This is a genomic window from Rhodanobacter sp. DHG33, from assembly GCF_014843005.1.
Classification (GTDB): domain Bacteria; phylum Pseudomonadota; class Gammaproteobacteria; order Xanthomonadales; family Rhodanobacteraceae; genus Rhodanobacter_A.
In genome coordinates, this window is record NZ_JACYXM010000002.1 from 614,350 (window position 1) to 638,513 (window position 24,164).

19 protein-coding genes and 1 tRNA gene are annotated in these 24,164 nt (G+C 64.2%); 13 read left to right on the forward strand and 7 right to left on the reverse strand.

Annotation, left to right across the window (positions count from 1 at the left end):
• Positions 1–154: 154 nt before the first annotated feature.
• Positions 155–808, reverse strand: coding sequence for a DsbA family protein (locus tag IHE46_RS05760; protein ID WP_192163643.1), 654 nt, complete (start codon positions 806–808; stop codon positions 155–157).
• The gene (gene trxB, locus IHE46_RS05765; protein ID WP_192163644.1) at positions 805–1,767 is read right to left on the reverse strand and encodes a thioredoxin-disulfide reductase; all 963 of its coding nucleotides are present in this window, start codon (positions 1,765–1,767) and stop codon (positions 805–807) included. Before trxB ends, IHE46_RS05760 begins: the two co-directional genes overlap by 4 nt.
• Positions 1,768–1,962: 195 nt before the next feature.
• On the opposite strand from trxB, the gene IHE46_RS05770 reads away from it, so the two are divergent.
• The 4 genes from IHE46_RS05770 (at position 1,963) to IHE46_RS05785 (ending at position 7,741) form a co-directional block, all read left to right on the forward strand.
• Positions 1,963–4,290, forward strand: coding sequence for a DNA translocase FtsK 4TM domain-containing protein (locus IHE46_RS05770; RefSeq protein ID WP_343229992.1), 2,328 nt, complete (start codon positions 1,963–1,965; stop codon positions 4,288–4,290).
• Between the two features lie 165 nt (positions 4,291–4,455).
• Positions 4,456–6,267 carry an amidohydrolase gene (locus IHE46_RS05775; protein WP_192163646.1) on the forward strand — a complete coding sequence of 604 codons (1,812 nt, stop codon included), beginning with the start codon at positions 4,456–4,458 and terminating at the stop codon, positions 6,265–6,267.
• A gap of 115 nt (positions 6,268–6,382) precedes the next feature.
• The gene (gene lolA / locus IHE46_RS05780; protein WP_192163647.1) at positions 6,383–7,042 is read left to right on the forward strand and encodes an outer membrane lipoprotein chaperone LolA; all 660 of its coding nucleotides are present in this window, start codon (positions 6,383–6,385) and stop codon (positions 7,040–7,042) included.
• Positions 7,043–7,051: 9 nt separating this feature from the next.
• Positions 7,052–7,741 (forward strand): YoaK family protein, encoded by a 690-nt coding sequence (locus IHE46_RS05785; protein ID WP_192163648.1) that lies wholly within the window; start codon positions 7,052–7,054, stop codon positions 7,739–7,741.
• A 40-nt stretch (positions 7,742–7,781) separates the two neighbouring features.
• Here IHE46_RS05785 and IHE46_RS05790 read toward each other — a convergent pair whose 3' ends face one another.
• A complete protein-coding gene (locus IHE46_RS05790; RefSeq protein WP_192163649.1) occupies positions 7,782–10,862 on the reverse strand; it encodes a ligand-binding sensor domain-containing diguanylate cyclase in 3,081 nt (1,026 codons plus the stop codon).
• Between the two features lie 73 nt (positions 10,863–10,935).
• On the opposite strand from IHE46_RS05790, the gene IHE46_RS05795 reads away from it, so the two are divergent.
• The 7 genes from IHE46_RS05795 (at position 10,936) to IHE46_RS05825 (ending at position 19,560) form a co-directional block, all read left to right on the forward strand.
• Positions 10,936–12,273 carry a replication-associated recombination protein A gene (locus IHE46_RS05795; RefSeq protein ID WP_192163650.1) on the forward strand — a complete coding sequence of 446 codons (1,338 nt, stop codon included), beginning with the start codon at positions 10,936–10,938 and terminating at the stop codon, positions 12,271–12,273.
• Positions 12,274–12,587: 314 nt separating this feature from the next.
• Positions 12,588–12,929 carry a hypothetical protein gene (locus tag IHE46_RS16955; protein WP_225562805.1) on the forward strand — a complete coding sequence of 114 codons (342 nt, stop codon included), beginning with the start codon at positions 12,588–12,590 and terminating at the stop codon, positions 12,927–12,929.
• 88 nt (positions 12,930–13,017) lie between these two features.
• Positions 13,018–14,298, forward strand: a complete 1,281-nt coding sequence (gene serS / locus IHE46_RS05805; protein WP_192163651.1) for a serine--tRNA ligase — start codon at positions 13,018–13,020, stop codon at positions 14,296–14,298.
• On the forward strand, positions 14,295–14,672 hold the full coding sequence (locus IHE46_RS05810) for an LrgA (RefSeq protein ID WP_192163652.1): 378 nt from the start codon (positions 14,295–14,297) through the stop codon (positions 14,670–14,672). Before serS ends, IHE46_RS05810 begins: the two co-directional genes overlap by 4 nt.
• Positions 14,673–14,722: 50 nt before the next feature.
• Positions 14,723–14,812 (forward strand) — tRNA-Ser (locus tag IHE46_RS05815).
• Between the two features lie 411 nt (positions 14,813–15,223).
• On the forward strand, positions 15,224–18,976 hold the full coding sequence (locus tag IHE46_RS05820; RefSeq protein WP_192163653.1) for a hypothetical protein: 3,753 nt from the start codon (positions 15,224–15,226) through the stop codon (positions 18,974–18,976).
• A 176-nt stretch (positions 18,977–19,152) separates the two neighbouring features.
• On the forward strand, positions 19,153–19,560 hold the full coding sequence (locus tag IHE46_RS05825) for a hypothetical protein (protein WP_192163654.1): 408 nt from the start codon (positions 19,153–19,155) through the stop codon (positions 19,558–19,560).
• 161 nt (positions 19,561–19,721) lie between these two features.
• Here IHE46_RS05825 and IHE46_RS05830 read toward each other — a convergent pair whose 3' ends face one another.
• Positions 19,722–20,840 carry a hypothetical protein gene (locus IHE46_RS05830; protein ID WP_192163655.1) on the reverse strand — a complete coding sequence of 373 codons (1,119 nt, stop codon included), beginning with the start codon at positions 20,838–20,840 and terminating at the stop codon, positions 19,722–19,724.
• 114 nt (positions 20,841–20,954) lie between these two features.
• The gene (locus IHE46_RS05835) at positions 20,955–21,596 is read right to left on the reverse strand and encodes a hypothetical protein (RefSeq protein WP_192163656.1); all 642 of its coding nucleotides are present in this window, start codon (positions 21,594–21,596) and stop codon (positions 20,955–20,957) included.
• 179 nt (positions 21,597–21,775) lie between these two features.
• On the opposite strand from IHE46_RS05835, the gene IHE46_RS05840 reads away from it, so the two are divergent.
• Positions 21,776–22,072, forward strand: coding sequence for a helix-turn-helix transcriptional regulator (locus IHE46_RS05840; RefSeq protein ID WP_192163657.1), 297 nt, complete (start codon positions 21,776–21,778; stop codon positions 22,070–22,072).
• Between the two features lie 166 nt (positions 22,073–22,238).
• Here IHE46_RS05840 and IHE46_RS05845 read toward each other — a convergent pair whose 3' ends face one another.
• The gene (locus tag IHE46_RS05845; RefSeq protein ID WP_192163658.1) at positions 22,239–22,718 is read right to left on the reverse strand and encodes a JAB domain-containing protein; all 480 of its coding nucleotides are present in this window, start codon (positions 22,716–22,718) and stop codon (positions 22,239–22,241) included.
• A gap of 102 nt (positions 22,719–22,820) precedes the next feature.
• A complete protein-coding gene (locus IHE46_RS05850; RefSeq protein WP_225562806.1) occupies positions 22,821–23,222 on the reverse strand; it encodes a hypothetical protein in 402 nt (133 codons plus the stop codon).
• 391 nt (positions 23,223–23,613) lie between these two features.
• On the opposite strand from IHE46_RS05850, the gene IHE46_RS05855 reads away from it, so the two are divergent.
• Positions 23,614–24,162 carry a DUF2170 family protein gene (locus IHE46_RS05855; protein WP_192163659.1) on the forward strand — a complete coding sequence of 183 codons (549 nt, stop codon included), beginning with the start codon at positions 23,614–23,616 and terminating at the stop codon, positions 24,160–24,162.
• Positions 24,163–24,164: the final 2 nt, after the last annotated feature.

The window sequence follows — 24,164 nt, forward strand, 5'->3', positions numbered from 1 at the left end:
CGCATGCACTGGCTGGGATGTTCGGTGGTCGGCGTCGAGTCTTGCGCGGCTTCGGTCGAAGCGAAGTCGCGCAGGGCGCATTCCTGCGTCGAAGAACCGGAAGCCGCGAGGACACTGTCCAACGCAGGAGCGCACCCTGTGCGCGAATGGAACGTCAATGCACAGCCGGCAGCTGGCCGGCCAGCATCTGCACGAAGGCGTCAGGACGACCGTAGTAATGGTGGTGTGGCAGCAGCGTGCGGCGTCCGTCGACTTCCAGCAGCAAGGTGGGAAAGCCGTGGCCGCCCGCCTCGTCCAGCAGCCGGCGGCTGGCTTGCACGTGCTCGAACAGGGTATGGCCGTCCGCACGGGCCAGTGCCTGCGCGAAGTGCGTGCCGTCCAGGCCGATTTCTTCGGCCAATTCGGTCAATACCTGCGGTTCGACGACGCGCAGGCCACGCTGATAGTGCGCGTTCTGGATCGCGGCCAGCATCGGGTAGGCCTTCGCCGCGTCCAGCGATTCGGCGGCCAACACGGCCGCGATCGGCGGCAGCGAATACAGCACGGTGCCTTCGTCGGCCAGCAGACCTTGCTTGTAGGCCTCGCCGAAGGGCTGGCCGCTGAGCTGCGCGATGCGTTCGTCGGAATGCACGATGTGCTGCGCCAGCGCGGCATCCACGCGGCGCGGTTCGCCGAACAGGCCGCCGCCGTGCAGGCGTAGCGCGAGGCGGTCACCCAGTTGTGCCTGCATTGCGCTCACCAAGGGCTGCGCGGCGTAGCACCAGCCGCACAGCGGATCGTGGATGTAATGCAGTGTAGCGACGCTCATGCGGACTTCTGCTGCTCCAGCCAGCGCTCGGCGTCCAGCGCGGCCATGCAGCCGAAGCCGGCCGAGGTGATCGCCTGGCGGTACACGTGGTCGGCCACATCGCCGGCGGCAAAGACGCCGGGCACCGAGGTCATGGTGGCCATGCCGTTCTGGCCGCTCTTGATCCGCAGGTAGCCGTCGTGCATGTCCAGCTGGCCGGCGAAGATGCCGGTGTTGGGCGTGTGGCCGATGGCGACGAAGAAGCCGGTGGCGGCGATGTCGCGGGTGGCGCCCGAATGGACGTCCTTCACGCGCACGCCGGTGACGCCGGAATCGTCGCCCAGCACTTCGTCGACGGTGTGGTTCCACACCAGCTCGATCTTGCCGGCGGCGGCCTTCTCGAACAGCTTGTCCTGCATGATCTTCTCCGCGCGCAGCTTGTCGCGGCGATGCACCAGGTAGACCTTGCTGGCGATGTTGGAGAGGTACAGCGCCTCCTCGACGGCGGTGTTGCCGCCGCCGATCACCACCACTTCCTGCTCGCGGAAGAAGAAGCCGTCGCAGGTGGCGCAGGCGGATACGCCCTTGCCCTTGAACTTCTCTTCGCTGGCGATGCCAAGGTACTTGGCGGTGGCGCCGGTGGCGATGATCAGCGCGTCGGCGGTGTATTCGCCGGAATCGCCAGTGAGGCGGAACGGGCGCTTGGTCACGTCCACCGAGTGGATGTGGTCGAAGATCATCTCGGTGTGGAAGCGCTCGGCATGCTCGGCCATGCGCTGCATCAGCGCGGGACCCTGCAGGCCTTCCACGTCGCCCGGCCAGTTGTCCACGTCGGTGGTGGTCATTAACTGGCCGCCCTGCTGCAGGCCGGTGACCAGCGTCGGCTTCAGGTTGGCGCGCGCGGCGTACACCGCGGCGGTGTAGCCGGCGGGGCCGGAGCCGAGGATCAGCAGGCGGGTGTGCTTGGGCGTGGCGGTCATGCGCGGGTTCCTCAGGGTGATCGGTGGCCTGCCTGGCTATTCGCCGTGCGGGCCGCAAAGGTTGCATCCTGCAAGGATGCCGATTCGCAAGGATGGGGAAGGCAGGCCGCCGATTCAAGGGCAGAGGCGGCGGCTATGGAAGCTTTCGCGGCCACTGTAGACTTGCCGGGACTGTCGAAAAGGAAGCACGTCCCGGTGGCGCCAAGCGCAAACGTCAAACAGAAGAAGGAACCGGTCGGCCTGAGCGACGAGGCCAAGCGCCGCCTGCGCGAGGCGGGAGCCCTGGTGCTGCTGCCGCTGGCCCTGTACCTGCTGGTGTGCCTGTTCAGCTATGACGCGCAGGACCCGAGCTGGTCGCACGTCGGTACGTTCGAGCATGTGCACAACCTCGGCGGCACGGTGGGGGCCTATGTGGCCGATGTGCTGCGTTACCTGTTTGGCGGCATCGCTTATTTCTTCCCGCTGCTGCTGCTGCTGTTGGGCGTAAGAGTGCTGCGCCAGCGCGGCGTCATGCCGGTGCATCCCTGGGAGTCCTCGCTGCGGCTCGTGGGGGCGGTGTTCTTCTTCATCACCGCGCCTGGGCTCTGCTGGCTCAATTTCCCGGACAGCGCGATGGCGCCGGAAGGTGCCGGTGGCGTGATCGGCCGCGCGGTGGGACGTGGCCTGCTGGCCGCGTTCGGCAACAAGGGCGCGCCGCTGCTGTTGCTGGCGCTGTTCCTCGTCGCGGTGACGCTGGCTACCGGGCTGTCCTGGTTCAAGGTGATGGACTGGACCGGGCAGGCTACGCTGCGCGCAGTCGAATGGCTGCGCGGCAAGCTGCGCGAAGCGCCCGAGGTGATCAAGGCGCAGCAGGCGCGCGCCGAGCGCGACGTGGTGAAGAAGGCCGAGGCCGTCAAGCAGGCCAAGCGCGAGCCGGTGCGCATCGAAACGCCGCCGGCGCCGGTGGCCAAGAGCGAGCGCGCCAAGCTGGAAACGCAGATTCCGCTGTTCACCGGCGCCTCGCAGCCGGGCGAGCTGCCGCCGCTGTCGCTGCTGGACGAGGCGCCGGAGCAGGGGCCGGGATATTCCGAAGAAACGCTGGAAGTGCTGTCGCGGCAGGTCGAGCTGAAGCTCAAGGATTTCCGCATCGAGGCCAAGGTGGTGGGCGTGTACCCCGGGCCGGTGATCACCCGTTTCGAGCTGGAGCCGGCGCCCGGCATCCGCGGCTCGCAGGTGTCCAGCCTGGACAAGGACATCGCGCGCGGCCTGTCGGTGGTGAGCGTGCGCGTGGTGGATGTGATCCCCGGCAAGAACGTGATCGGCCTGGAGATCCCCAACACCAAGAAGCAGATCGTCTACCTCTCGGAGATCCTGCGCTCGGACAAGTACGACCAGACCAAGTCGCCGCTGGCGCTGGCGCTGGGCAAGGACATCGGTGGACGCGCGGTGGTGGCTGACCTCGCCAAGATGCCGCACCTGCTGGTGGCTGGCACCACCGGTTCGGGCAAGTCGGTGGCGGTGAACGCGATGGTGCTGAGCCTGCTGTACAAGGCCAGCGCCAAAGACGTCCGCATGATCATGATCGACCCGAAGATGCTGGAGCTCTCGGTGTACGAGGGCATCCCGCACCTGCTGGCGCCGGTCGTGACGGACATGAAGGAGGCCGCCAACGCGCTGCGCTGGTGCGTGGCCGAGATGGAGCGTCGCTACAAGCTGATGGCCGCGGTGGGCGTGCGCAACCTCAGCGGCTTCAACAAGAAGGTGAAGGACGCCGAGAACGCGGGTCAGCCACTGCTGGACCCGCTGTTCCGTCCGAATCCCGAAATGCCGAACCTGGCCGCCGAGCCGCTGGAGCCGTTGCCCTACATCGTCATCATCATCGACGAATTCGCCGACATGATGATGATCGTCGGCAAGAAGGTGGAAGAACTGATCGCACGCCTGGCACAGAAGGCGCGCGCCGCCGGCGTGCACCTGGTGCTGGCCACGCAGCGCCCGTCGGTGGACGTGATCACCGGCCTGATCAAGGCCAACATCCCCACCCGCATCGCGTTCCAGGTGTCGAGCAAGATCGACTCGCGCACGATTCTTGATCAGTCCGGGGCAGAAGCGCTGCTCGGCCACGGCGACATGCTCTACCTGCCGCCTGGCACCGCCATGCCCGAACGCGTGCACGGCGCCTTCGTGGACGACCACGAGGTGCACAACGTGGTGAACTGGCTGCGGGCGCAGGGTGCGCCGCAGTACATCGAGGGCGTGCTGGAAGAGGTGCAGGCTACTTCCGACGGCAAGTTCATCAACGACTCCGGCCTGCCGCAGGAAGGCGAAGAGGGCGGCGATGCCGACGCCCAGCTCTACGACAAGGCCGTGGCCATCGTCACCCAGACCCGCCGCGCCTCGATCTCCGGCGTGCAGCGTCACCTGCGCATCGGCTACAACCGCGCCGCGCGCCTGATCGAGCAGATGGAGCAGGACGGCGTGGTGAGTGCGCCGCAGCACAACGGCAATCGCGAAGTGCTGGCACCGCCGCCACCGAAGGGGTGATCGACATGCCTCTTCCTGGGCGCGGGAGGCGCCTGGGGGAGCGGTCTGATCCCTAGGAACACGCGATCCACAACGCCGGGTTATGCCATGTGCCGCTCTTTTCATTGGTGACGGATCGCAGCCAACGCATACTCTCAACGTTTGCACGCATTGAAGGGGAGTTCGATGAAGTCGTCTCGTGTGCTGATCCCGGGTCTTCTCGCCCTTGCCGTATCGGTTGCTGTGCATGCCGACAGTGCGCAGATCAAAGGCTTCCCTCCGCAGGTTCAAGCGGCTGACCTCGTGCTGCTCGATGCGAACATCGCGACGCTCGATCCGCTGGTACCCAAGGCACAGGCGCTCGCCATCCGCGACAAGAAGATCCTGGCGCTCGGCAGCGACGGGGCGATCAGGCACTACGTCGGCAAGCAGACGAAGGTGCTCGACCTGCACGGCGCGTTCGTGACGCCCGGTTTCATCGAGGACCACGGCCACCTGATGGATACCGGTGAATCCCTGATGCAGGTCGACGTGGGCAAGGCCGCGAACTGGGACGAGGTCGTCGCGGTGGTGAAGGCGGCGGTCGCCAAGGCCAAGCCCGGCGAGTGGATCGTCGGCCAGGGCTGGCAGCAGGCGAAGTGGAACAAGGTGCCGCAGCCGAACGTGGACGGCCTGCCGCTGCCGGCGGCGCTGGATGCCGTTTCGCCGAACAACCCGGTGCTGCTCAACCACGCCAGCGGGCACGGCATCATCGCCAATGCGCTGGCGCTCAAGCTCGCCGGCATCGGCGACAAGACGCCCGATCCTGCCGGCGGCCTCATCCTGCGCGATGCGCAGGGCCATGCCACCGGCATGCTGCGCGACAATGCGGCCAATGCGGTGTTCGCGGCCTACGATCGCTACCTGAAGACGCTGCCGCCCGCCGAGCAGGCGGCACACCGCGAGCGCGCGCTGCAGTTGTCGGTGCAGAACGAGATCAGCAAGGGCATCACCACCATCGTCGACCAGGGCGAGAGCTTCGCGATGGTCGACTGGCTGAAGCAGCAGGCCGGCAAGGGGCTGCCGCTGCGCCTGTACGTCTACATCGACGAAACCTCGCCGGCCGAACTCGACCAGCATCTCGCCGAACACCGCACCATCGGCTATGCCGACGACCATTTCACCGTGCGCGGCATCGGCGAAGACGTTTCCGACGGCGCGCTGGGCACGCACAGCGCGTGGTTCCTCGAGCCGTACAGCGACGCCCCCACGCTCACCGGCCTCAATGTCACCAAGATGAGCGACCTGAACCAGATCGCGAGGATCGCGGCGCGCGACGGTTTCCAGGTGGCGATCCATGCGATCGGCGACCGTGCCAACCGCGAGCTGCTGGACATGTACCAGCAGATCTTCACCGAGGATCCGGCGGCCCGTGCGCTGCGCTGGCGCATCGAACACGCCCAGCATCTGGCGCCTTCCGACATTCCCCGTTTCGCCGAGCTCGGCGTCATCGCGTCGATGCAGTCCATCCACATGTGCTCGGACGCGCCGATGGTGGTGTCGCGCATCGGTGAGAAGCGGGCGGAAGAGGGCGCCTACGTTTGGAAGAAGCTCATCGACAGCGGCGCCATCGTGCTCGACGGCACCGACACGCCGGTCGAGGACACCAACCCGATCCCGAATTTCTATTGCGGCGTCACCCGCGCCTACGATCACGGCCGCAAGACATTGTTTCCCGGCCAGGCCAAGACGCGCCTACAGGAATTGCAGTCGTACACCTGGAACAACGCCTACGCCATCTACCAGGAAAACCAGCTCGGTTCGCTCTCACCCGGGAAGCTGGCCGACATCACCGTGTTCTCGGGCGACCTGCTGACTGTTCCCGCGGCGGACATCCTGCGCACGCGCGTGCTGTACACGATCATCGGCGGCAAGGTCGTGTACCAGCGGCCCGGCGCCGACAAGTGGCAGGGCGGCCAGTCGTTCGAGGCGATGCCGGAGTTCGACCACGCGGAGTGAGGCGGCCCCTTTCGGCTTGCACCGGAACGGCGACGGAAGAGGGCGCCCCCGTGTGGCGTCCGCGGTTAAGCCTTGCCGCTTACAATGCGCCATCGCCCCGCGCATGGATCACCACATGAAACGTCTCACCCTCGCCGCCATCGCGCTGCTGTCGCTGCTGGTCGGTACGGCCCAGGCCGCCACCGGCGCGGCCCGCGCGCGGCTGGACGCGTTCGCCACCGGCCTGCATTCGCTCACCGGCAGCTTCACGCAGACCCTGGACGACCCCAACGGCAACGCCGGCAAGGCCAGCAGCGGCACGCTGGCGCTGGAGGCGCCGCGGCAGTTCCGCTGGGAAACCACCGCGCCCTACAAGCAGACCATCGTGGCGGACGGCAGCCGCGTGTGGATGTACGACCCCGAGCTGGAGCAGGTGACCGTGCGCATCCAGTCCAGCGAGGAGGCGCACAGCCCGCTCACCGTGCTCACCGACCTCAAGCAGATGGACAAGGAGTTCAAGGTCGCCGAGCAGGGCGAGCACGACGGCCTGGCCTGGCTGCGCCTCACCTCCACCGCCAAGGACCCGCAGTTCGCCTACGCCGACCTCGGTTTCGACGCGAACGGCCTGGCGCGGATGACCTTCAAGGACCAGCTCGGCTCCACCACCGACATCCGCTTCTCGGACTGGAAGCGCAACGCGGACATCCCGGCTTCGGTGTTCACCTTTGTGCCGCCCAAGGGTGCCGACGTGATCGGCGACGCCCCCGTGTTGCAGGTGCAGCCGCTGCAGAATTAGGAGGCTCCGATGCCGGTGCTGCGCCAATTGCCGCGCTGGGCCTGGTTTGGGGCGGGCGTGCTGGCGCTGATCGCAGGGCTGGTCAATGCGGCCGGCTACCTGGGCTTTCGCCACCAGTCGATCAGCAATATGACTGGCAACACCAGTCTGCTGGGTATCGCGCTCGGCAGGGGCGACGCCGGCGAGGCGCTGCATTGGGCGCTGACCATCGCGGCCTTTGTGCTGGGTGCGATGTTGAGCGGCATGATCGTGCAGCAGAGCACGTTGCAGCTGGGACGCCGTTACGGCATCGCCCTGCTGCTGGAGTCCGCACTGCTGTTTGCTGCGGTGCCGCTGCTCGATGCAGCCGATTCGCTGGGACTCTATCTCGCCTCGGCAGCCGTGGGTTTGCAGAACGGTATGGTGAGCGCGTACAGCGGCATGCTGATCCGTACCACGCATGTCACTGGCATCTTCACCGATCTGGGCATCTATCTCGGCCACCTGCTGCGCGGATTGCCGGTGGACATGCTGCGCCTGCGCGTCTGTGTGCTGGTGGCCGCATGCTTCATGCTGGGAAGCGCCATCGGCGCGGTACTGTTCGGGCGCATGCAGGACCACAGCCTGCTGGTTCCGGCAACACTGACGGGCGTCTGCGGCTTGATCTATGCCGTGTATCGATATTTCGCGTCTGCCACACCGGACACTGGCGGCGGATAAGGTGCGGCCTCCGCGGGCCGCTTGGAATCTCGAATCGGCTTCAGCCGGCCAGTGTGCAGCGGTTGCGGCCGTTGTGCTTGGATTCGTAGAGCGCGGTATCGGCGCGTGACAGCCACGAGGTCATGTTTTCGTCGGGCTTCAATTCGGCGATGCCGATGCTCACGGTGATGGTGATGGTGCGCCCCTCATGGCGAACCCGCGTGTTGCCCAGCGACGTGCGGATGCGTTCGGTGATCGTCATCGCCTGCGCGCCGGCATTGTTCGGCAGGCAGAGCACGAGTTCCTCGCCGCCGTAGCGGCCGACCAGGTCGCCGGAGCGCAGCTGCTGACAGATGACGCCGGCGGCCGAGCGCAGCACGGCATCGCCGGCGAGGTGGCCATGCTGGTCGTTGACCTGCTTGAAGCGATCCAGGTCCAGCAGGGCGATGCAGGCCGGCAGGGCGCCCGCGTTGCGCCGCACGCCTTCGGCCAGTTCGAGGAAACGGCGGCGGTTGCAGACGCCGGTGAGCTCGTCGGTACCGGCCAGCAAATCGAGGCGCTGGTTGGCGGCGCGCAGCTCGCGGGTGTGCGCGTCGATCTGCGCCTGCAGTTGCGCGGCCCGATGGCGAAGGTAGACGGTGCGCAGCTGCACCAGCAGGACGATCAGTGCCAGCAGCAGCACGATGGCGAGCAGGCGCACCCAGACGGTCTCGTACCAGAGGGGCGCCACGCTGATGGCCAGCGTGCTTTCGATCGTGCGCGAATGCAGGCCGCGCGGCACGGCGCGTAGGTGCAGCACGTAATCGCCATGGGGCAGGTTGGTGTAGATCGCGCTGGGCGCGCTGCCCTTGGGTACCTCGATCCAGTCGTCGTCGAAACCTTCCATGCGGTAGCTGTAGGTGGTTTCCTGCGGCGCCTGGTAATCGAGCAGGGCAAAGTCCACGCGCAGGCTGCGTTCGTGCGCTGCCAGTGCCAGCGAGCCATGCTCCCCGGGCAGTTGGCCGAACGGCAGCGGGCGCCCGTTCACCAGCGCGTTGGTGATGCGTAGCGGCGCCGGCGGCGCGTCGGGCGCGTGCCATGACGGCCGGATCACGGTAAGGCCGCCGAGGCCTCCGAACAGCAACGTATCGTCGGGCATGCGCGCCGCGGCGGCGTAGACGTAGCTGGAGATGCGCTGGCCGTCGCGTACGCCGAGGTTGCGGATGTGCAGGTCGTTGCCGTCGACCACGAAGATGCCGTTGCTGGTGCTTACCCACAGATTGCCGTCGTTGTCGGGCAGCACGGCGCTGATCTTGTTGCTGGACAGTCCGCCATCCGTGCCGAATTGCCGGAAACGGTAGGGCGGGGCATCGCCGTGGGGCAGCATGGCGAGGCCTCCCAGCGTGCCCACCCATACGCGGCCGTGCAAATCGACGGCGATGGAATCCACCAGGTTCTGCGGCAGACTTGTCGTGTCGCCTGCGCGCTGCGTCAGGTTCACGAAGCCCGTGGTCTGCAGCGGGTCGTGCGCGATGCTGATGCCGTTGCTGGTGGCGTACCAGATCGACGTGCCGACACGTACGATCTGACGCACGGTGTCGCCGGCAAGACTGTCGGTCTGGCCGGCAACGTGGTGGTAGTGGATCAGCTGGCCGTTGCGGGTGTCGTAGCGGTAGGTACCGTTGTAGGTGCCGATCAGCATGTACGGACCCTGGCGCAGCAGGCTCAGTACCGGGCTGTCGCTCAGCTCGGGTAGCAGCATGTCGCGCACGCTCAGCGTGTCCGGATCGATCCGCGCCAGCCCCTGGGTGCCAACCCATATCGAGCCGTCCGGCGCCTCGGCCAGGCTCTGCACATCGCGCCGTAGCTGCTTGCCGGTCAATTGCAGGTGGCGCACGGTGGCGGTGACCGGGTCGATGACGTCGATCCAGCCTGCCGCCATGCCCAGCCAGATCCTGCCGCCCGCGTCGACGTGGATGCTGCGCACATTGGGATTGCCCAGCGCGCGTGCGGGATCGGCCGCGGGCAGCATGGAAAAGGCGACGTTGCCGGTCGCATTGCTGCGCGCCACGCCGAGATCGGTGGCGGCCCAGACGTTGCCGTCGTGCCCCAGCAGTGCGCGCACGGTATCGCCGGGCAGCGAGGAGGGCAGCGAAGTGTCGTGGCCGATGATGTGCGTGGCGGCATCCCCGGGCGACCAGGCGATAATGCCGTTGCCGTCGGTGGCGATCCACATCCGGTTCGGGCTCACCTCGAGCAGGTCGCGCACGGTGGCCTGCCGCGCCATGCCGGCACGGCCGCTGAACCCGGGGACCGCATGCCATTGGCCGTCGGTGCCGCGGTAGACCGCGCCCATCTGACCGCTGCCCACCCAGAGCCGCCCTTCGGCGTCCTCGCGCACGGCCCATATGCCGTCGCGCAGCACCTGGTCGATCACTCCCGCAGGGTGATCCGGTCGCACGAAGTCCCGGCTTCCCGCGTAGCGGACGAACAGGCCGTCGCTGTTGCCCAGCCACAGGTTGCCGACACGATCCTGGTACACGCTGAAATTGCGCGGGCTGGCCTGCGACCCCGTGGTTATCGCGTCAATGCGGTCGCTGTCCAGGTCCAGGCGATCCAGCCCGTGGTCGGTGGCGATCCAAATGCCGTGTCCGCCGTCCGGCGACAGGGCGTAGATCTTGCGGTCGCTGGTGCCGCCCGGGCCTGTCGGGTAGCTGCGGAAGCGTCCGCTCTGCGCATCGAAACGCGCAAGCCCGCCATCGTTGGTGCCTACCAGCAACCCTCCGTCCGGCAACGCGAGCAGGCTGCGCACGTAGGTATCGGGCAGGCCGGCGGCCGAGGCATCGGCGAGTTCGAAGACCTGCACGCGGTAGCCGTCGTAACGCACCAGGCCACCCATGGTGCCGATCCAGAGCATGCCGCCGCGATCCATCGCCAGCGCCGTGGCGATGGATTGTGGCAGGCCCTCGTTCATCCCCAGGGTGTCGAACCATCGCCGTTCCAGCGGGCGCCAGGGATCGGGGGCGCTGGCAGCGTGCAGAACCGGCAGCGATAGCCATCCCAGCGTCAGCGCGATCAGCAGGCTTGCGCACGCGCGCAGCAGGCCGCCTCGCTTTCGGCGATGGCGGTGCGGATCAGGATGATTTTGGCTTCCCCCGGACATGCGCGGCTCCGTGTCAGATGCGCTGCTCCCCCGAATATCATAGCTGCGCAAGGTCGCCGTTATCATGGCAGGCATGCCCCACCATCCCTTCCAGCCGACGGACTCCCTGTTCGGCGAACCCGAAGCGCTCAAGCCGTTGGCCGAGCGCATGCGCCCGCGCAACTTGGACGAAATCGTCGGCCAGCGCCGTCTGGTGGCGCCGGACCGTGCCCTGCGCCGTGCCCTGGAGGCGGGCCGGCTGCATTCCATGGTGCTGTGGGGGCCGCCCGGCTGCGGCAAGACCACACTGGCGCTGCTGGTTGCGCAGTACGCCGATGCCGACTTCAAGGCGATCTCGGCCGTGCTCTCCGGCCTGCCCGAGGTGCGCAAGGCGCTGGCCGAGGCGGAGGGGAATTTCGCCCAGGGGCGGCGCACCGTGCTGTTCGTGGACGAGGTGCACCGCTTCAACAAGGCCCAGCAGGATGCCTTCCTGCCGCATATCGAGCGCGGCGTGATCCTGTTCGTGGGCGCCACCACCGAGAACCCCTCGTTCGAACTGAACTCCGCGCTGCTCTCGCGCTGCCGCGTGCACGTGCTGGAGGCGGTGTCGGCGGACGACATCGTGGCCGCGCTCAGGCGGGCGCTGGCGGACACGGAGCGTGGCCTCGGCGCGCAGCAGCTGCAGGTGGATGATGCCTCGCTGCAGTTGATCGCCCAGGCCGCCGACGGCGACGTGCGCCGTGCGCTCACCCTGCTGGAGATCGCCGCCGAGCTGGCCGAAGACCATCGCATCGACCAGCCCACGCTGGAACAGGTGCTGGCCGATCGCACGCGCCGCTTCGACAAGCAGGGCGAGCAGTTCTACGACCAGATCTCGGCGCTGCACAAATCCGTGCGCTCCTCCGACCCCGACGCCGCCGTGTATTGGCTGACGCGCATGCTCGACGGCGGCTGCGATCCGCGCTACCTCGCGCGTCGCATGACACGCATGGCGGTGGAGGACGTGGGCCTGGCCGAGCCGCGCGCCTGGCGCATGGCGCTGGATGCCTGGGACACCTTCGAGCGTCTCGGCAGCCCCGAGGGCGAGCTGGGCCTGGCCCAGCTGGCGATCTGGCTGGCGGTGGCGCCTAAGAGCAACGCCGCCTACCAGGCCTTCAACGCCGCCCGTGCCGCGGTGCGCGAGACAGGCACGCTGGACGTGCCTATGCACCTGCGCAACGCGCCCACCAAGCTGATGAAGGGCCTGGGCTACGGCAAGGGCTACCAGTACGACCACGACGCCGAAGGCGGCATCGCACTGGACCAGCAATGCCTGCCGGACGAACTCGAAGGCACCGTGTTCTACGAACCGGTGGAGCGCGGGCTGGAGCTGCAATTGCGCGACAAACTGCTGGCGTTGCGCGAAGCCCGCCGCAAGGCCCGCGGCGGCTGATCCGCGCTGCTGCAGCGCCGCTTGCGGGGCATGGCGCGAACTGCGAGATTCGCGCCTGTCAACAGGGGAGGGCGAGACATGCGCGTACTGGTGACAGCCATCATCGGTGGCATCGTGATGTTCTTGTGGGGGGCGGTGGCGCACATGGCGCTGGGCCTGGGCAATCCCGGTCTGCATGCACCGGTCCATGAGGATGCCGTGCTCAGCAGCCTGCATCAGGGCCTGGGCGATGCCCCGGCGTCTACATCCTGCCCTGGCTGGACCCCAACCAATTCAACGACCCGGCAGCGAAGAAGGCCTACCAGCAGAAGGCCGTGCAGGCGCCGTATGCGTGGGTGGTCTATATGCCGCAGGGTGAGGACACCACCGACATGAGCCGGCAATTGCCGCGCCAGTGGGCCTCGGACACGCTGGCCTCGCTGGCCCTGGCCTTCGTGATGGGCCTGGCGGCGTTCGGCTTCCGCCGACGCATGGGTATCGCCGTTGCCGCCGCGTTGTTCGCCTGGTTCAGCGCGATGGTGCCGTACTGGAACTGGTACCGCTTCCCGGCCAGCTTCACCTTGGCGGCACTGGTCGAACAACTGCTCGGCTGGCTGCTCGCCGGCGCAGCGATGGCATGGTGGCTGGGCCGGCAGGAGCGCAAGGCGTCAGCTTGAGCCTGGGCATGCGGCGCATCGCGCCGCGTTGCGGCTGTCGCGGACGAGCGGCGATAATCGGCCGTTCATACCCTCGATGGATCCACCCATGCTCGACCCCGCCCTGCTGCGTTCGCGTCTCGCCGAAACCGCGGCGCGCCTCAAGGAAACCCGCGGCTTCGAGCTCGACGTGTCCGCCGTGGAGTCGCTGGAGACCGAGCGCAAGCGCCTCGCCACCGAAACGCAGGAGCTGCAGAACCTGCGCAACACGCGCTCCAAGGCGATCGGCCAAGCCAAGGCCAAGGGCGAGGACACCGCACCGCTGATGGCCGAGGTCGCCGGCATCGGCGACAAGCTCAAGGCCAACGAGGCCGCGCTGGCCGACGTGCAGGCCAAACTCGCCGACATCGCGCTGGGCATCCCCAACATCCCGCACGAGTCCGTGCCGCTGGGCAAGGATGAGACCGAGAACGCCGAGCAGCTGCGCTGGGGCACGCCGCGCGCGTTCGACTTCGAGGTGAAGGACCACGTCGACCTCGGTGCCCGCCACGGCTGGCTCGATGCCGACGCCGGCGCCAAGCTCTCCGGCGCACGCTTCACCGTGCTGCGTGGCCAGCTGGCGCGGCTGCACCGCGCGCTGGCGCAGTTCATGATCAACCTGCACACCGGCGAGCACGGCTACCTCGAGTGCAACGTGCCGTTGATCGTCAACGCGGAGACCATGCAGGGCACCAGCCAGTTGCCGAAGTTCGAGGAAGACCTGTTCGCCACCCAGGTAGGCGACAGCAAGCGCTACCTGATTCCCACTGCCGAGGTGGCACTCACCAACCTCGTCGCCGACAGCATCGTCGAGGCCGACGCGCTGCCAATGCGGCTCGCCGCGCACTCCATGTGCTTCCGCGCCGAGGCCGGCAGCTACGGCCGCGACACCCGCGGCATGATCCGCCAACACCAGTTCGAAAAGGTGGAGATGGTGCAGATCGCCGCGCCCGGGCAATCGCATGCGCAACTCGAGGAAATGGTCGGCCACGCCGAGAAGGTGCTGCAGCTGCTCGGCTTGCCGTACCGCAAGGTGCTGCTGTGCACCGGAGACATGGGCTTTGCCGCGATCAAGACCTACGATCTCGAAGTTTGGCTGCCCAGCCAGAACACCTATCGCGAGATTTCCTCCTGCTCCAACTGCGGCGATTTCCAGGCCCGGCGCATGCAGGCGCGCTGGCGCAACCCGGAAACCGGCAAGCCCGAACTGGTGAACACCCTCAACGGTTCCGGCCTCGCCGTGGGCCGCACCCTGGTGGCGGTGATGGAAAACTTCCAGAACGCCGATGGTTCGATCACCGTGCCCGAAGCGCTGCGCCCGTACATGGGCGGGCAGGAGCGCATTGCGTGAACGTGCCTGCCGGGCACGGCTGGGACAAGGTCGAGTACTGGAGCAGCTATTTCCTGCTCGCGGTGCTCGGTTCGGTGATCCTTACCCGCCTCGGTTTCGCCAGCGTCTGGTCGGTACCCGCGCTCGATCTCGTTTTGGGCAGCATCGCGCTGCTGCTGATCCTCGCCAGCCCCTGGATCGCCCGCCGTCGCCGCAGCCTGCGCATAGCCATCGTGGCTTACGCCACAGCTACCCAACTGGTGCCGCTATGCGTGCGCCACCCCGCTGTGCTGTTGCCGCTGCTGGGTGCGCTGATCCCGGTTGCCATCACGATCTGGGCGCTGGTCGCACTGTCGCGCAAGGGCCGCGCGGGGCAGGGAACGGGCCAGACCTGATAGGATGCGCGCTGGCTGCAAGACAGTGGTCAGCCAGCGGAAACACACACGGAGAGATGGCCGAGCGGTTTAAGGCACCGGTCTTGAAAACCGGCGAAGGGTCAAACCTTCCGTGGGTTCGAATCCCACTCTCTCCGCCAACGAAATGGTTTAAGTTATTGGATTTGAATAACTTTTCTTCAAGAAAGGGCGGCTGGTGTGCCATCTGGTGTGCCAGTCGTTTTTGTTTGTGTCTACTGGTCGTTGCGCTTCTTTCAACTAGATCCTCAGTCGCATAGAGCACGAATCGGCCCCAAGAATTTTCAAGGGAGCCACTCGGCGGCGCCTCCTTGTTTAATTGCACGTTCCGGGCACTCTATGCACATAGGGTCCGCCAACGATCTGGCGCGCGGCGGCGCGATGGTTCTTGAAATTCAACATGCCGGCGGCTGGAAAGGCCAACGTCAAGTGATCCATTACACCGAACAATCCATGGCCGTACGTTGCGCGATGGCACGACTACGTAAAAAACACGCTTCCAAGGGAATAGACGGCTAAACGGCGCCGTTACGATGACAACCACTCGATGCGCGACGTTGCTGAAAGAGCTCGACGAAACCGCCTTTGAAGACTGGCTGTGTGTCTTCATCCAGGAAGCATACGACCTTCCCGTGCCGCCTCAGCGACACGGCGGAAGCGGGCACGCGCAGCAAGGGGTGGACTTGTACGGGCGCCTGCAAGGCGGCGGCATGCTTGGCGTGCAGGCCAAGGCCTATGTCAAGAAAAAGCTGACAACAACGGCGCTGGCCAAGGAGATTGCGGACGCTCACGATTTCGTACCGGCTCTACAGCGCTACATCGTGTGCTCGCTCAATTCGCGCCATCCACGCCTGCAGGGACACGCGCGGATGGCCACGATGCATGATGCACCGACCGTTGAATTGCTGTCGCTGGAAGACCTCGCCGAGCAGACCGAACGGCTCCCCCGCGCCAAGGCGGACTTGTTCCGCCGCACGATGGGGGCGGATGACGTCTTCGCGTTCATGCAGGCCTTCGGTGACCAACTTCGCCAGACGGTCGCGATCATGTCGCCGGAAATGGCGACGCTTCCCGACCCGCGTCTGAAAACGATTGACGATTGGATCGACGCCGGTCGCCCTCAGCGGGCGCTCGACGACCTGGCGGTCTATTCCGGTGCCATCGAGCGCGCGACCCGCCGCCGATTAGAGATGCGCGCCCACTTTGCGCTCGGTGACTTAGCACTCGTGGTCGACATGGCCCGCGCCGAACAACGCGAAGCCACCCCGCATGCCGCGATCCTTGCGTATGGTGCCCATGCCGCTGCGTTGAACGGTGACACCACGACGGCCGACTCGCTGCTTGCGCAGGCCCTGTCCCTCATGCAAAGCGCGACGCAGGCCGAAGTAGTGGCCACCTACCTACGCGTCCACGCCTTTCGCCACAGCGAGGACTTCATCACGCTCGAAACGTTTGCCCGCACGCACTTGGGTGATCTCATGCCAGTGGCATTGGCCTTAGCCGATAGCGCGTTTCAACTCGGTGACATGGCGGCCGCCACGGCTTGGTATGTCCGTGCCAAACAGCACCGACCGATGTGGCCAGTCGGCGCGCATATGAACGCGTTGGGCGCGGAACTTTGGGCGCTTATTCAAGCAGCGATGGTGGATGGTGAGGCGATCAAAGATCGGGTGAGAGCGGTGGCTGTGCAGTTGGAAGAGCTCGCCAGTGAAGCGGACGCGCTGGAGGCTATCAGCTTACGAATTGCCCCCCGCATTAACCTTGGTCACGCCTATCGTGTCCTGGAAGACTACGGGCGGGCGGCGGCAGAGTGGGATCGTGTCCTTACGCTGCCTTACGTAGATGAAACCCTCTGGCTACAACGCTGCCTGCTGTGTGCTCACCCCGGGGTGCCACTGCCCGATGACGCGTTGGCGACTCGCTGGGCAGTGACGCCTGTTAGTCGGCTCGTGTTGGCCAGCGCGTGCAGTTTCGCGGGCGAGGTTGCCCGTGCGCAAGCGCTCATTGAGCAAGCGCTCGCCGACCCAGATCTGAGCGACAGTGACCGCGCGATCGGCATGATTGAACGTCTGCGACTGCAGAGTACTGCTGACGACGACCGTGCAACAGGCGATGATGTGCGTGCGATGCTCGCCCTCTTTGATGCAGGCAATCGCACTGTTCCGATGTTGGGCTGGCTGGCCAGCCACGCCCCGAAGGATGATGCAGCCCTTTGGCGTCGCGTGCACGACGCACTCATGAGTTTGGTCATTACCGTCGATATCGACATGGTGCGTCGGCTCATCTACACCGACGATCTGCTGCGGTCGGATCTCGTCGATGTCGCGATGGTCTGGCTGCCGGTTATCAAAAGCGACGCGCAAGACGCCAACGGTCAAATCGTCAGTGCTGTGGCCGCACGGACGCTCTTGCGGCTGTACGTCTGCAGCTATCGCTTCGCCGAAGCCCGTGACCTCATTGCCCAATTGAGCGCTTCGCGGCCGGACGACGCGGCGATTGCGTTGGCGTGCGCGCAAGCGCTGGAACAGGCCGGTGATCGCTCGGCGGCCTACGAGCTACTGACGAGTGTGATCCAACGCGGGCAGCGGGCGGGAGCTGTCCTGCGCAGTTGGGCGCACGCGGCCGTGATCGTCAATCGACGTCGCGCCGCACGCCGCCTGATGAGAGAACTTGTCATTGCGCCGACGAGTGCCGACGACTACGCACACGTGCTGCAGGCTCGCGCATGGCTGCGAGTACGCGGGAACGATCAGCAACTCCTGGCCTCCGGCGTACCCATTACGGCGGAGACGGCCGCCACGGTCTTCAACACAGGGATGATCCACCGGCGATCGCGCCCTCCGCGTGTCGGTTACGGGCATGTCGTCCACCTGCGTATCACGTCTGACGGCGACGTTCGCTTCGACAAGCGCGTGTGCTTGACCGAAGCCGGCGACCTCATCCTGCCTGGTGTCGAGGTGCTTCGCGCCGATCAATATCCATGGATCAGCGAACTGCTGAGTGCGCGCATCGGTGACGAATGCGCCCTCAGCGAGGCACCGTTTGCAGGGTGCACGGCAACCATTATCGACGTGTTCGAGGCAGATCGCTGGAGCGTGGTTCAAGCTCTGGAACTGGTGCACCGCTTGCCGTCCGAGGCCACCGGCATCGAGGCGGTGCACGGCGATGTCGCGGGACAAGTCGACAGTCTCACCGCCCGACTGAAAACCAGCCAGCAGAACACTCAACGCGTCCTCCATACCGCAACGCAAGGTCAATCTTCGATTGCCTTGACGGCTGGCATCCTGCGAACGTCTCCGCGCATGCTGCTTCGCCGCTCCGATCCCTGGCGCCCGGCGGGTCACTCGGGAACATCCCAAGACATCGATGCCGACGATGCCGTGTTAGCGATGGGAGCGCGCTTGGTGCTCGATCCCATCGCGGTTCTGTTATTGGTCGAAATCGGCGCCGATGCCGTTATTGCCGGAATGCCTCAAAGGCCGGCCATGACCCACCAAGCGGTGCAGCAGCTCATTGATTGGTGGTACGCCTTCGAGCGGCACCGTCCTGGACTCGCAGCCAAGGTCGGCCTTGGCGATGACGACAACTTGGCGATCGCCACACCGACGGCTGCATACCGCCGTGAGCTGCGCGCATTCTGGCGACGCGTGCAGCGCCTGATCTCCGAGCACGTGGAAATTCTCGACCCGCCGGTGGTTAGCGAACCCGAAGTGTTGCAGTTGTCGGCCGTGCTATCTCACGCCACATTGGGTGGCATGGCGCTCGCCCGGGAACGTGGTTGGATCTACCTCACCGAAGAGCCACAGTTACGGCTGGTGGCGACCGGGATTTTTCATGCGCGCGTAGCGAGCCCGCATCGCCTGCTGGTACATGCAGCATCACGGGCCTGGATCACCTCATCATGCGCCGCCGTCGCGCTGGCCACTATGATCCGGATGGGCTGGCGATGGGTGAGCTTCCCAGTATCCATGCTTCACACCGCCTCGCGCCTGCCTGACGAGAATCGCTGGCCCACCTTTCGCACGCTGGTCGGTTGCTTTCGCGACGCCAATCCTGACGTCGCAATCCCCGCTTTGCTCCATTTGCTCGAAGAGGTGGACCGTGGCCGATATTCTGGACTCAGCTCACGATATGTGAGGGAATTGGTCACTCAATCGTTGCCGCGATCGGTCCCCAACAGGCTGCGCCAGCTCTGGGCAAGACGTTTTGCCGAGGCCCATCCCCAGCACATGCATCGCGCAAGTTGTCAGTGTGTTACTGCGTGGGCAGGTGAAATTGTTGCATAGTTACATGGGCCTTCATCACAGACATCTTTGCAATGTTTAATTTGACCGAGTCGGATTGGAAGTCGCACTGAAAGCAGCGTCATTCAACGCTCCTGACGTATCGCTGAAAGTTCTGTCTGAATTGCGCCCCCCCCTTTATTGCGATAAAGCAAGCTTGGAGAATCAGGAAATTCACCATGGCAACTGCGGTTTCTCTTCGCGACTATACCCAGCTTGATCAGCTCACTCACTCGCTCCTTCCCCCGGGGATGTTAAGGGCGCTTCTGGCGAGTGGTAGCGATGTCTTGGCCATTGATTACACCGATGACACGGGAACGTCACTCGCAGGCATCATTGTCTATCACGCAGTTCAAGGTGTCTCAATTCAGGTTAAGGATAAGTTCCATCGTCGTGGAATCGCTACGGCTGCCGTGAAGCAGTTTTGCTCTCTGCGTAAAGCACGAGGTGATAAAACGCTTACCGCGAAGGGGATGGTTGGGGCGGCCGGTTATGCATTAATTTTGTCGCTAGGCGGCGTGCCGGTGGGCGAACCTCAACGGCTGAATGAGACGCAGTTCGAGCAGGAGTTCGTTATCAACCTATAGTCGCGAGGTTCAAAGCCCGTTGTGCAATGAACGACCAGTGCAAATCGGCCTGTCGACAGGATTTATCTTTGATTGGACAAAAAAGCACATGAGTTTTTACTAGCTGCGTGCCTCCCTCGATTAAGCACTGGCGAAAATCTCGCGACATTGCAGCCTGTCGCCTATTGTGCGGCTGCCGGCGCGCGCCCGATGACGTTTCCCTTGCCGTCATTGCAGATGTACTGACCACAAGTGATGCCGCCTTGGCCCAGGTCCGCCGGGTTCACTGGGAACATCTCCTTGGCGACATCGGCGACCGTCCCCATCGGTGTACCCGTGCCACCGACACACTGCCCGTTGGGCTCGCACTCAACCTGATATTCGGGGTAGCCCGAGGGTGCCATGTCCATGGCGGTCAACTCTGAGTGGATCAAGACCAGCGCGTCATCGATAGCGTCTAGCGGTGACTTACCCGGATAGAACGAAGCCACCACGTTGCCATAGGTGTTCATCGTCACCTTCGAGCTGCTGCCCTGCGCTTGGACTGCCATATCGTGCTGAACGGCTTGCTGCATCGCCTGGGGGTTCGGAGCCTGTACCGGCTGTTGGGCCTGAGCTGCCTGCGGTGCCAGCGCACTGGCCGCAGAGGATCCAGAGCTACTTGTCCCATCGCCCGAATCACCCAGCACGCTGGAAAGTGCCGAAGCAGTGCCGCTACTCGCGGGACTGTTGTCTGGCGCGCTTCCGAAGTAGTTATCGAGCGAGTGCGGGCGACTATATAGGTAGCCAAAGCCACCTACCGCAGCAACAGCCACGATGACGATCAAGAGCACCCAAACTCCCTTGCCCACAGGGCGCTTCCCTGCTGGGGGAGACAATGTTTGGGAAGTGGTCGCTTGGGGTGCGGGTGGCTGCTCTACGGCCGTCATGTAGCCCTGGAGTACTTCTGCTTGGGCAACCTGCGGCCTGTCCGTCGCGAGAGGGGTTTGTGGCGCCGCCGCTTGGCCGATCTGCAACTTGGCTCGCTTGTACCCAAGAACGAACACGATCAAACGGACGAACACCAGAAAGCCCGCGAACATCTGGCCCGCAAAGTTGAACAGCAGCAGGATCGCGAACATGATCGCGACCTGGATCCAGTAGCGCTGCAGCGGCTTCTGCGTGTTTCGCCAGCCTTGGAGCCAGCCGGCATGCTTTGCGCGCGTAGTCGGCTGGGGAAATTTATCGCCATAGGCCTTCATCACCATCACTGACAGATTGAAGGCTGTCAGCAACGTCAAAATCAAAGTTGCAGTGTCCATTGTTCCCCCTACTGGTTTGGGTTGGTTACACGCCAGCACGCAAGCACGAAGCGCTCCTTGCGGAGCGCTTCGTGTCTATGGGCGGTCGTTCCATGCAGCGCCTATCTTTCGACGTCAGCCGCCGAGGTTTGTTTCGACAACATACTGCGCGTAGGTCGTCGTGTCGTTGCGAATCATGGCCTGGATGGCATGCTGAGTTCCGACGTCGTAGTAGTTCCTTAGCTTCTCTTTGCCGTTCTTATATTTGACATCGGAGCCAGCAAAGATAAGAACGGGGTCGCCGTTCTCGGACATGCTCCACTGGAACAGTTCCGCAACACTGGTCGGTCTGTAATCCGCTATCCGCTGTAGCTCAGCCGCCTGATCGGCATTTACCTTGGCGAAGAATTTGTCCTTGTCGCCGAAAACGGCAGGGTTGTAGTCGTGCTTTGCCATCTTCGCCATCGAGTTGATTTTGTTGGTCGCGTTGGCCTCTGCTGTGTTTACGTAGTCATCAACACCATTGAAAAAGCATCGGTACTCGACGATCTTTCGGCCCCGATCATCGGTGATCTCGTCCCACTTGACGGAGTCGCACACTTTCCGATTGTCGAAGGCCTGCCCTACGGTGTAGGACTGATCCTGATCGAGCGTCTGCTTCTTCACGATGCTGATGTCGTTGTTACCGCACGCGGCAAGGCAGGCACACCAGGCTAGCGGCAGCACTTTTAGAAAGGCGTGCGGAACTGACTTGGCGCCTCGAACTACATGCTTCATTTGTGTTCCCCTTCTTGCTTGATTTCAATGAGTTAGTCTCACTTCAAGGCACGAGCTGCTTGCAGCTTCTAAACGGCCGTAGCCTAGCTGTCCTGCTGCCAAACATCAAATCTTTTGATATCAAATGTCGGCGTATCTAAACATGAGATTTAGGTTCACCTCGAACACGAGGTGGATCGATGCAAAAGCCCAAAAAACAGCGACCGAAGGCCCCGCCAGCACCGAAGAGCTTGCACCGCCCCGAATACGCCGCGGTGCTCAAGGTGCTGCTTGAGTTACGCGAAGAGGCTGATTTGCTGCAGTCAGAGCTTGGAAAGAAGCTCGGGCGTTCGCAGTCATATGTCTCGATGGCAGAGCGCGGCGCGATCCGTCTCGATGCGCTGCAGTTACGAGATTGGTGCGCGGCATGTGGCACCACGTTAGCGGCCTTCGTCGAAACGCTCGAAGGGAAATGGAGCCAGGGGAAAAGGCGATAACTTCACCGAGCCATGGGGCATCGGTTCCCTCTTAGGGCAGAAAGAGCCCGAGTGATACCGGGCTCTTTGCTTTTTGGCGCTCCCTTCAAGTCACCAATTTCATCGCTTCGTCCCAAGCATGCCGCTTGAGCTGAGTGCCTTGTCGGTGCCGGTGCCTGCGTAGGAGTCAGACGAGGCCGCGACTGGCCAGGCTGACGCATGTTTCTCCGACCACAACGTGATCGAGGACGCGGACTCCCACTAAGGCCAGTGCTTCTTTCAGCTCCTTAGTGATGGCCCTGTCGAATGCGCTGGGTTCAGCGACTCCACTGGGATGGTTGTGGACAAGGATCACCGCGCATGCGTTGTGGCTCAGGGCGGCCCGGACCACTTCGCGCGGATAGACGCTGGCGGCGTCGGCTGTACCGGTGAACAGCCGCTGGCAGTTCAGGATGCGGTGCCGGTTGTCGAGCCAGAGGGCGTGGAACTCTTCATGGAGTAGGCCGCCGAGCCGCACGCGCAGGAAGTTGAAAGCATCGGCGGCGTTATGAATGACACCGAGTCGCTGCAGCCGAGCACGAAGGATGTTCTCCGCAGCGGCCAGGATCTCGTGATCTTTCGCAGGATCGTTTGATGCTTTGAGGATGGCTGATCGTGCTTTGTTCATGGTGACAGACCCCTTGTTTGGACGGCATAAACGCCCAGCGCCCGGTCAAAGCCGGGCGCTGGGCGTATGCACGGATGGTTAGGTACACGGAATGCTGTGGTATCAGCCCGGCTTGGTGCCGAAGGTGTAGCCACAGTCGGTACAGCGGTACTTGTCGAGGACGTTGTCGTCGATAACCTCGCCGAACGCGGCGCCAGCTGCACAGCCTGTGGCGCCTCCGATCAGCATCGCTAGTACGCCGCCGGTGAATGCGCCGATGGCAGAACCGATCGGGCCGCCTACGGCCCCGGCAACTGCACCGACCTCAGCACCTGACAGCACCAGGGCAACGCCGCTGGTCGCGCCGGCCACTGCACCGATGGTGCCGCCGACCTTTTTGCCGTACAGGCGGGTTTGGATGCGGATCGAACGGCACACTGGACAAGAGGGAGTGCCCGGTATCAGGCCAGATGCTGGGATGGGTTCGTTTCGGTCTAGCGGGATAAGCGATGTTTGTTCATGCATCACCAACACTCCTAAGCAAAGAGGCACCCGTGCAGGGATCTGCATAGATGAAGCGGTACGGATGGTCCGCTCGTATAGGTGATGTATGGCTGAAAAACTTTCGAATGAACGCAGACATCGCCGCGCTTTGAAGCTCCCTCTAGCTGTAGCTGCTGACAAAAAGATGTATTGCGCACCCAAGCCAGGCTGTACCACTAGTGGGGGTGGAGCCTATCGACAAACTATGGTTGCCACATTTCGTCAATCGGCCATGCCAGTGAGATAGTGTATCAACTCCATTACATGTAATGATTACTTGTAATGGAGTTGGAGCAACGCGATGCCACAAAAGAAAAGCAGCCCTTCGCCCGGTGCGATCGCCCAACGGCGCTTCCGGGAGCGCATGCGAGACATGGGGCTGTCCCCCTATCAAGTCTTTATCCGAGAGGAGCACAAGGAAGCCCTCTCGCGCATCGAGCAGACCTTGCGGTTACCCACTCTTCCTTCCTACGTCTATCTCATGGACAACCAAGCTATGGCACACCACTGGACGACTCGTTCCTTGTTCGAGGCGCTGCAGGCCTCCGACTACATCAAAGAAGGCCGTGCACGGATTACGCTGGAGCATGCTCCTGAGGCGGTGATCCATATCGAGGCGCACGATCACGGCGACCTGCCCATGCAGATGCTGGCCTCCGGCACGGAAGTGCACGTGTCCACCGTGCTCTGCCTCGCGTCGAGCGTGAAGGATCGCGGCACCTTCAACGAGGCTTGTCTGCGCCTGAACCCGATCTACCCGCTATCGAACATCGGCCTCAGCACCGTGCATGGCGACGATGCCTACATCGTATTCGGCCAGCTGTCGGCGCTGTCGCCGCTGGCCAACGTGATCGAGGAGATCCATACCCTCGGCCACTGCGCCACGCAGGCCGCCCACGAACTCCATTCCCATCTGCACTGAGG

Excerpts from the sequence above, each read along its gene's own strand:
- IHE46_RS05825 (WP_192163654.1), top strand. The coding sequence starts at position 19,153 with ATGGCAACTGCGGTTTCTCTTCGCGACTATACCCAGCTTGATCAGCTC.
- IHE46_RS05845 (WP_192163658.1), bottom strand. The coding sequence starts at position 22,718 with ATGAACAAAGCACGATCAGCCATCCTCAAAGCATCAAACGATCCTGCG.
- serS (WP_192163651.1), top strand. The coding sequence starts at position 13,018 with ATGCTCGACCCCGCCCTGCTGCGTTCGCGTCTCGCCGAAACCGCGGCG.
- IHE46_RS05785 (WP_192163648.1), top strand. The coding sequence starts at position 7,052 with ATGCCGGTGCTGCGCCAATTGCCGCGCTGGGCCTGGTTTGGGGCGGGC.
- lolA (WP_192163647.1), top strand. The coding sequence starts at position 6,383 with ATGAAACGTCTCACCCTCGCCGCCATCGCGCTGCTGTCGCTGCTGGTC.
- IHE46_RS05820 (WP_192163653.1), top strand. The coding sequence starts at position 15,224 with ATGACAACCACTCGATGCGCGACGTTGCTGAAAGAGCTCGACGAAACC.
- IHE46_RS05760 (WP_192163643.1), bottom strand. The coding sequence starts at position 808 with ATGAGCGTCGCTACACTGCATTACATCCACGATCCGCTGTGCGGCTGG.
- IHE46_RS05835 (WP_192163656.1), bottom strand. The coding sequence starts at position 21,596 with ATGAAGCATGTAGTTCGAGGCGCCAAGTCAGTTCCGCACGCCTTTCTA.
- IHE46_RS05775 (WP_192163646.1), top strand. The coding sequence starts at position 4,456 with ATGAAGTCGTCTCGTGTGCTGATCCCGGGTCTTCTCGCCCTTGCCGTA.
- trxB (WP_192163644.1), bottom strand. The coding sequence starts at position 1,767 with ATGACCGCCACGCCCAAGCACACCCGCCTGCTGATCCTCGGCTCCGGC.
- IHE46_RS05855 (WP_192163659.1), top strand. The coding sequence starts at position 23,614 with ATGGGGCTGTCCCCCTATCAAGTCTTTATCCGAGAGGAGCACAAGGAA.
- IHE46_RS05840 (WP_192163657.1), top strand. The coding sequence starts at position 21,776 with ATGCAAAAGCCCAAAAAACAGCGACCGAAGGCCCCGCCAGCACCGAAG.
- IHE46_RS05795 (WP_192163650.1), top strand. The coding sequence starts at position 10,936 with ATGCCCCACCATCCCTTCCAGCCGACGGACTCCCTGTTCGGCGAACCC.
- IHE46_RS05850 (WP_225562806.1), bottom strand. The coding sequence starts at position 23,222 with ATGCATGAACAAACATCGCTTATCCCGCTAGACCGAAACGAACCCATC.
- IHE46_RS05790 (WP_192163649.1), bottom strand. The coding sequence starts at position 10,862 with ATGTCCGGGGGAAGCCAAAATCATCCTGATCCGCACCGCCATCGCCGA.
- IHE46_RS05830 (WP_192163655.1), bottom strand. The coding sequence starts at position 20,840 with ATGGACACTGCAACTTTGATTTTGACGTTGCTGACAGCCTTCAATCTG.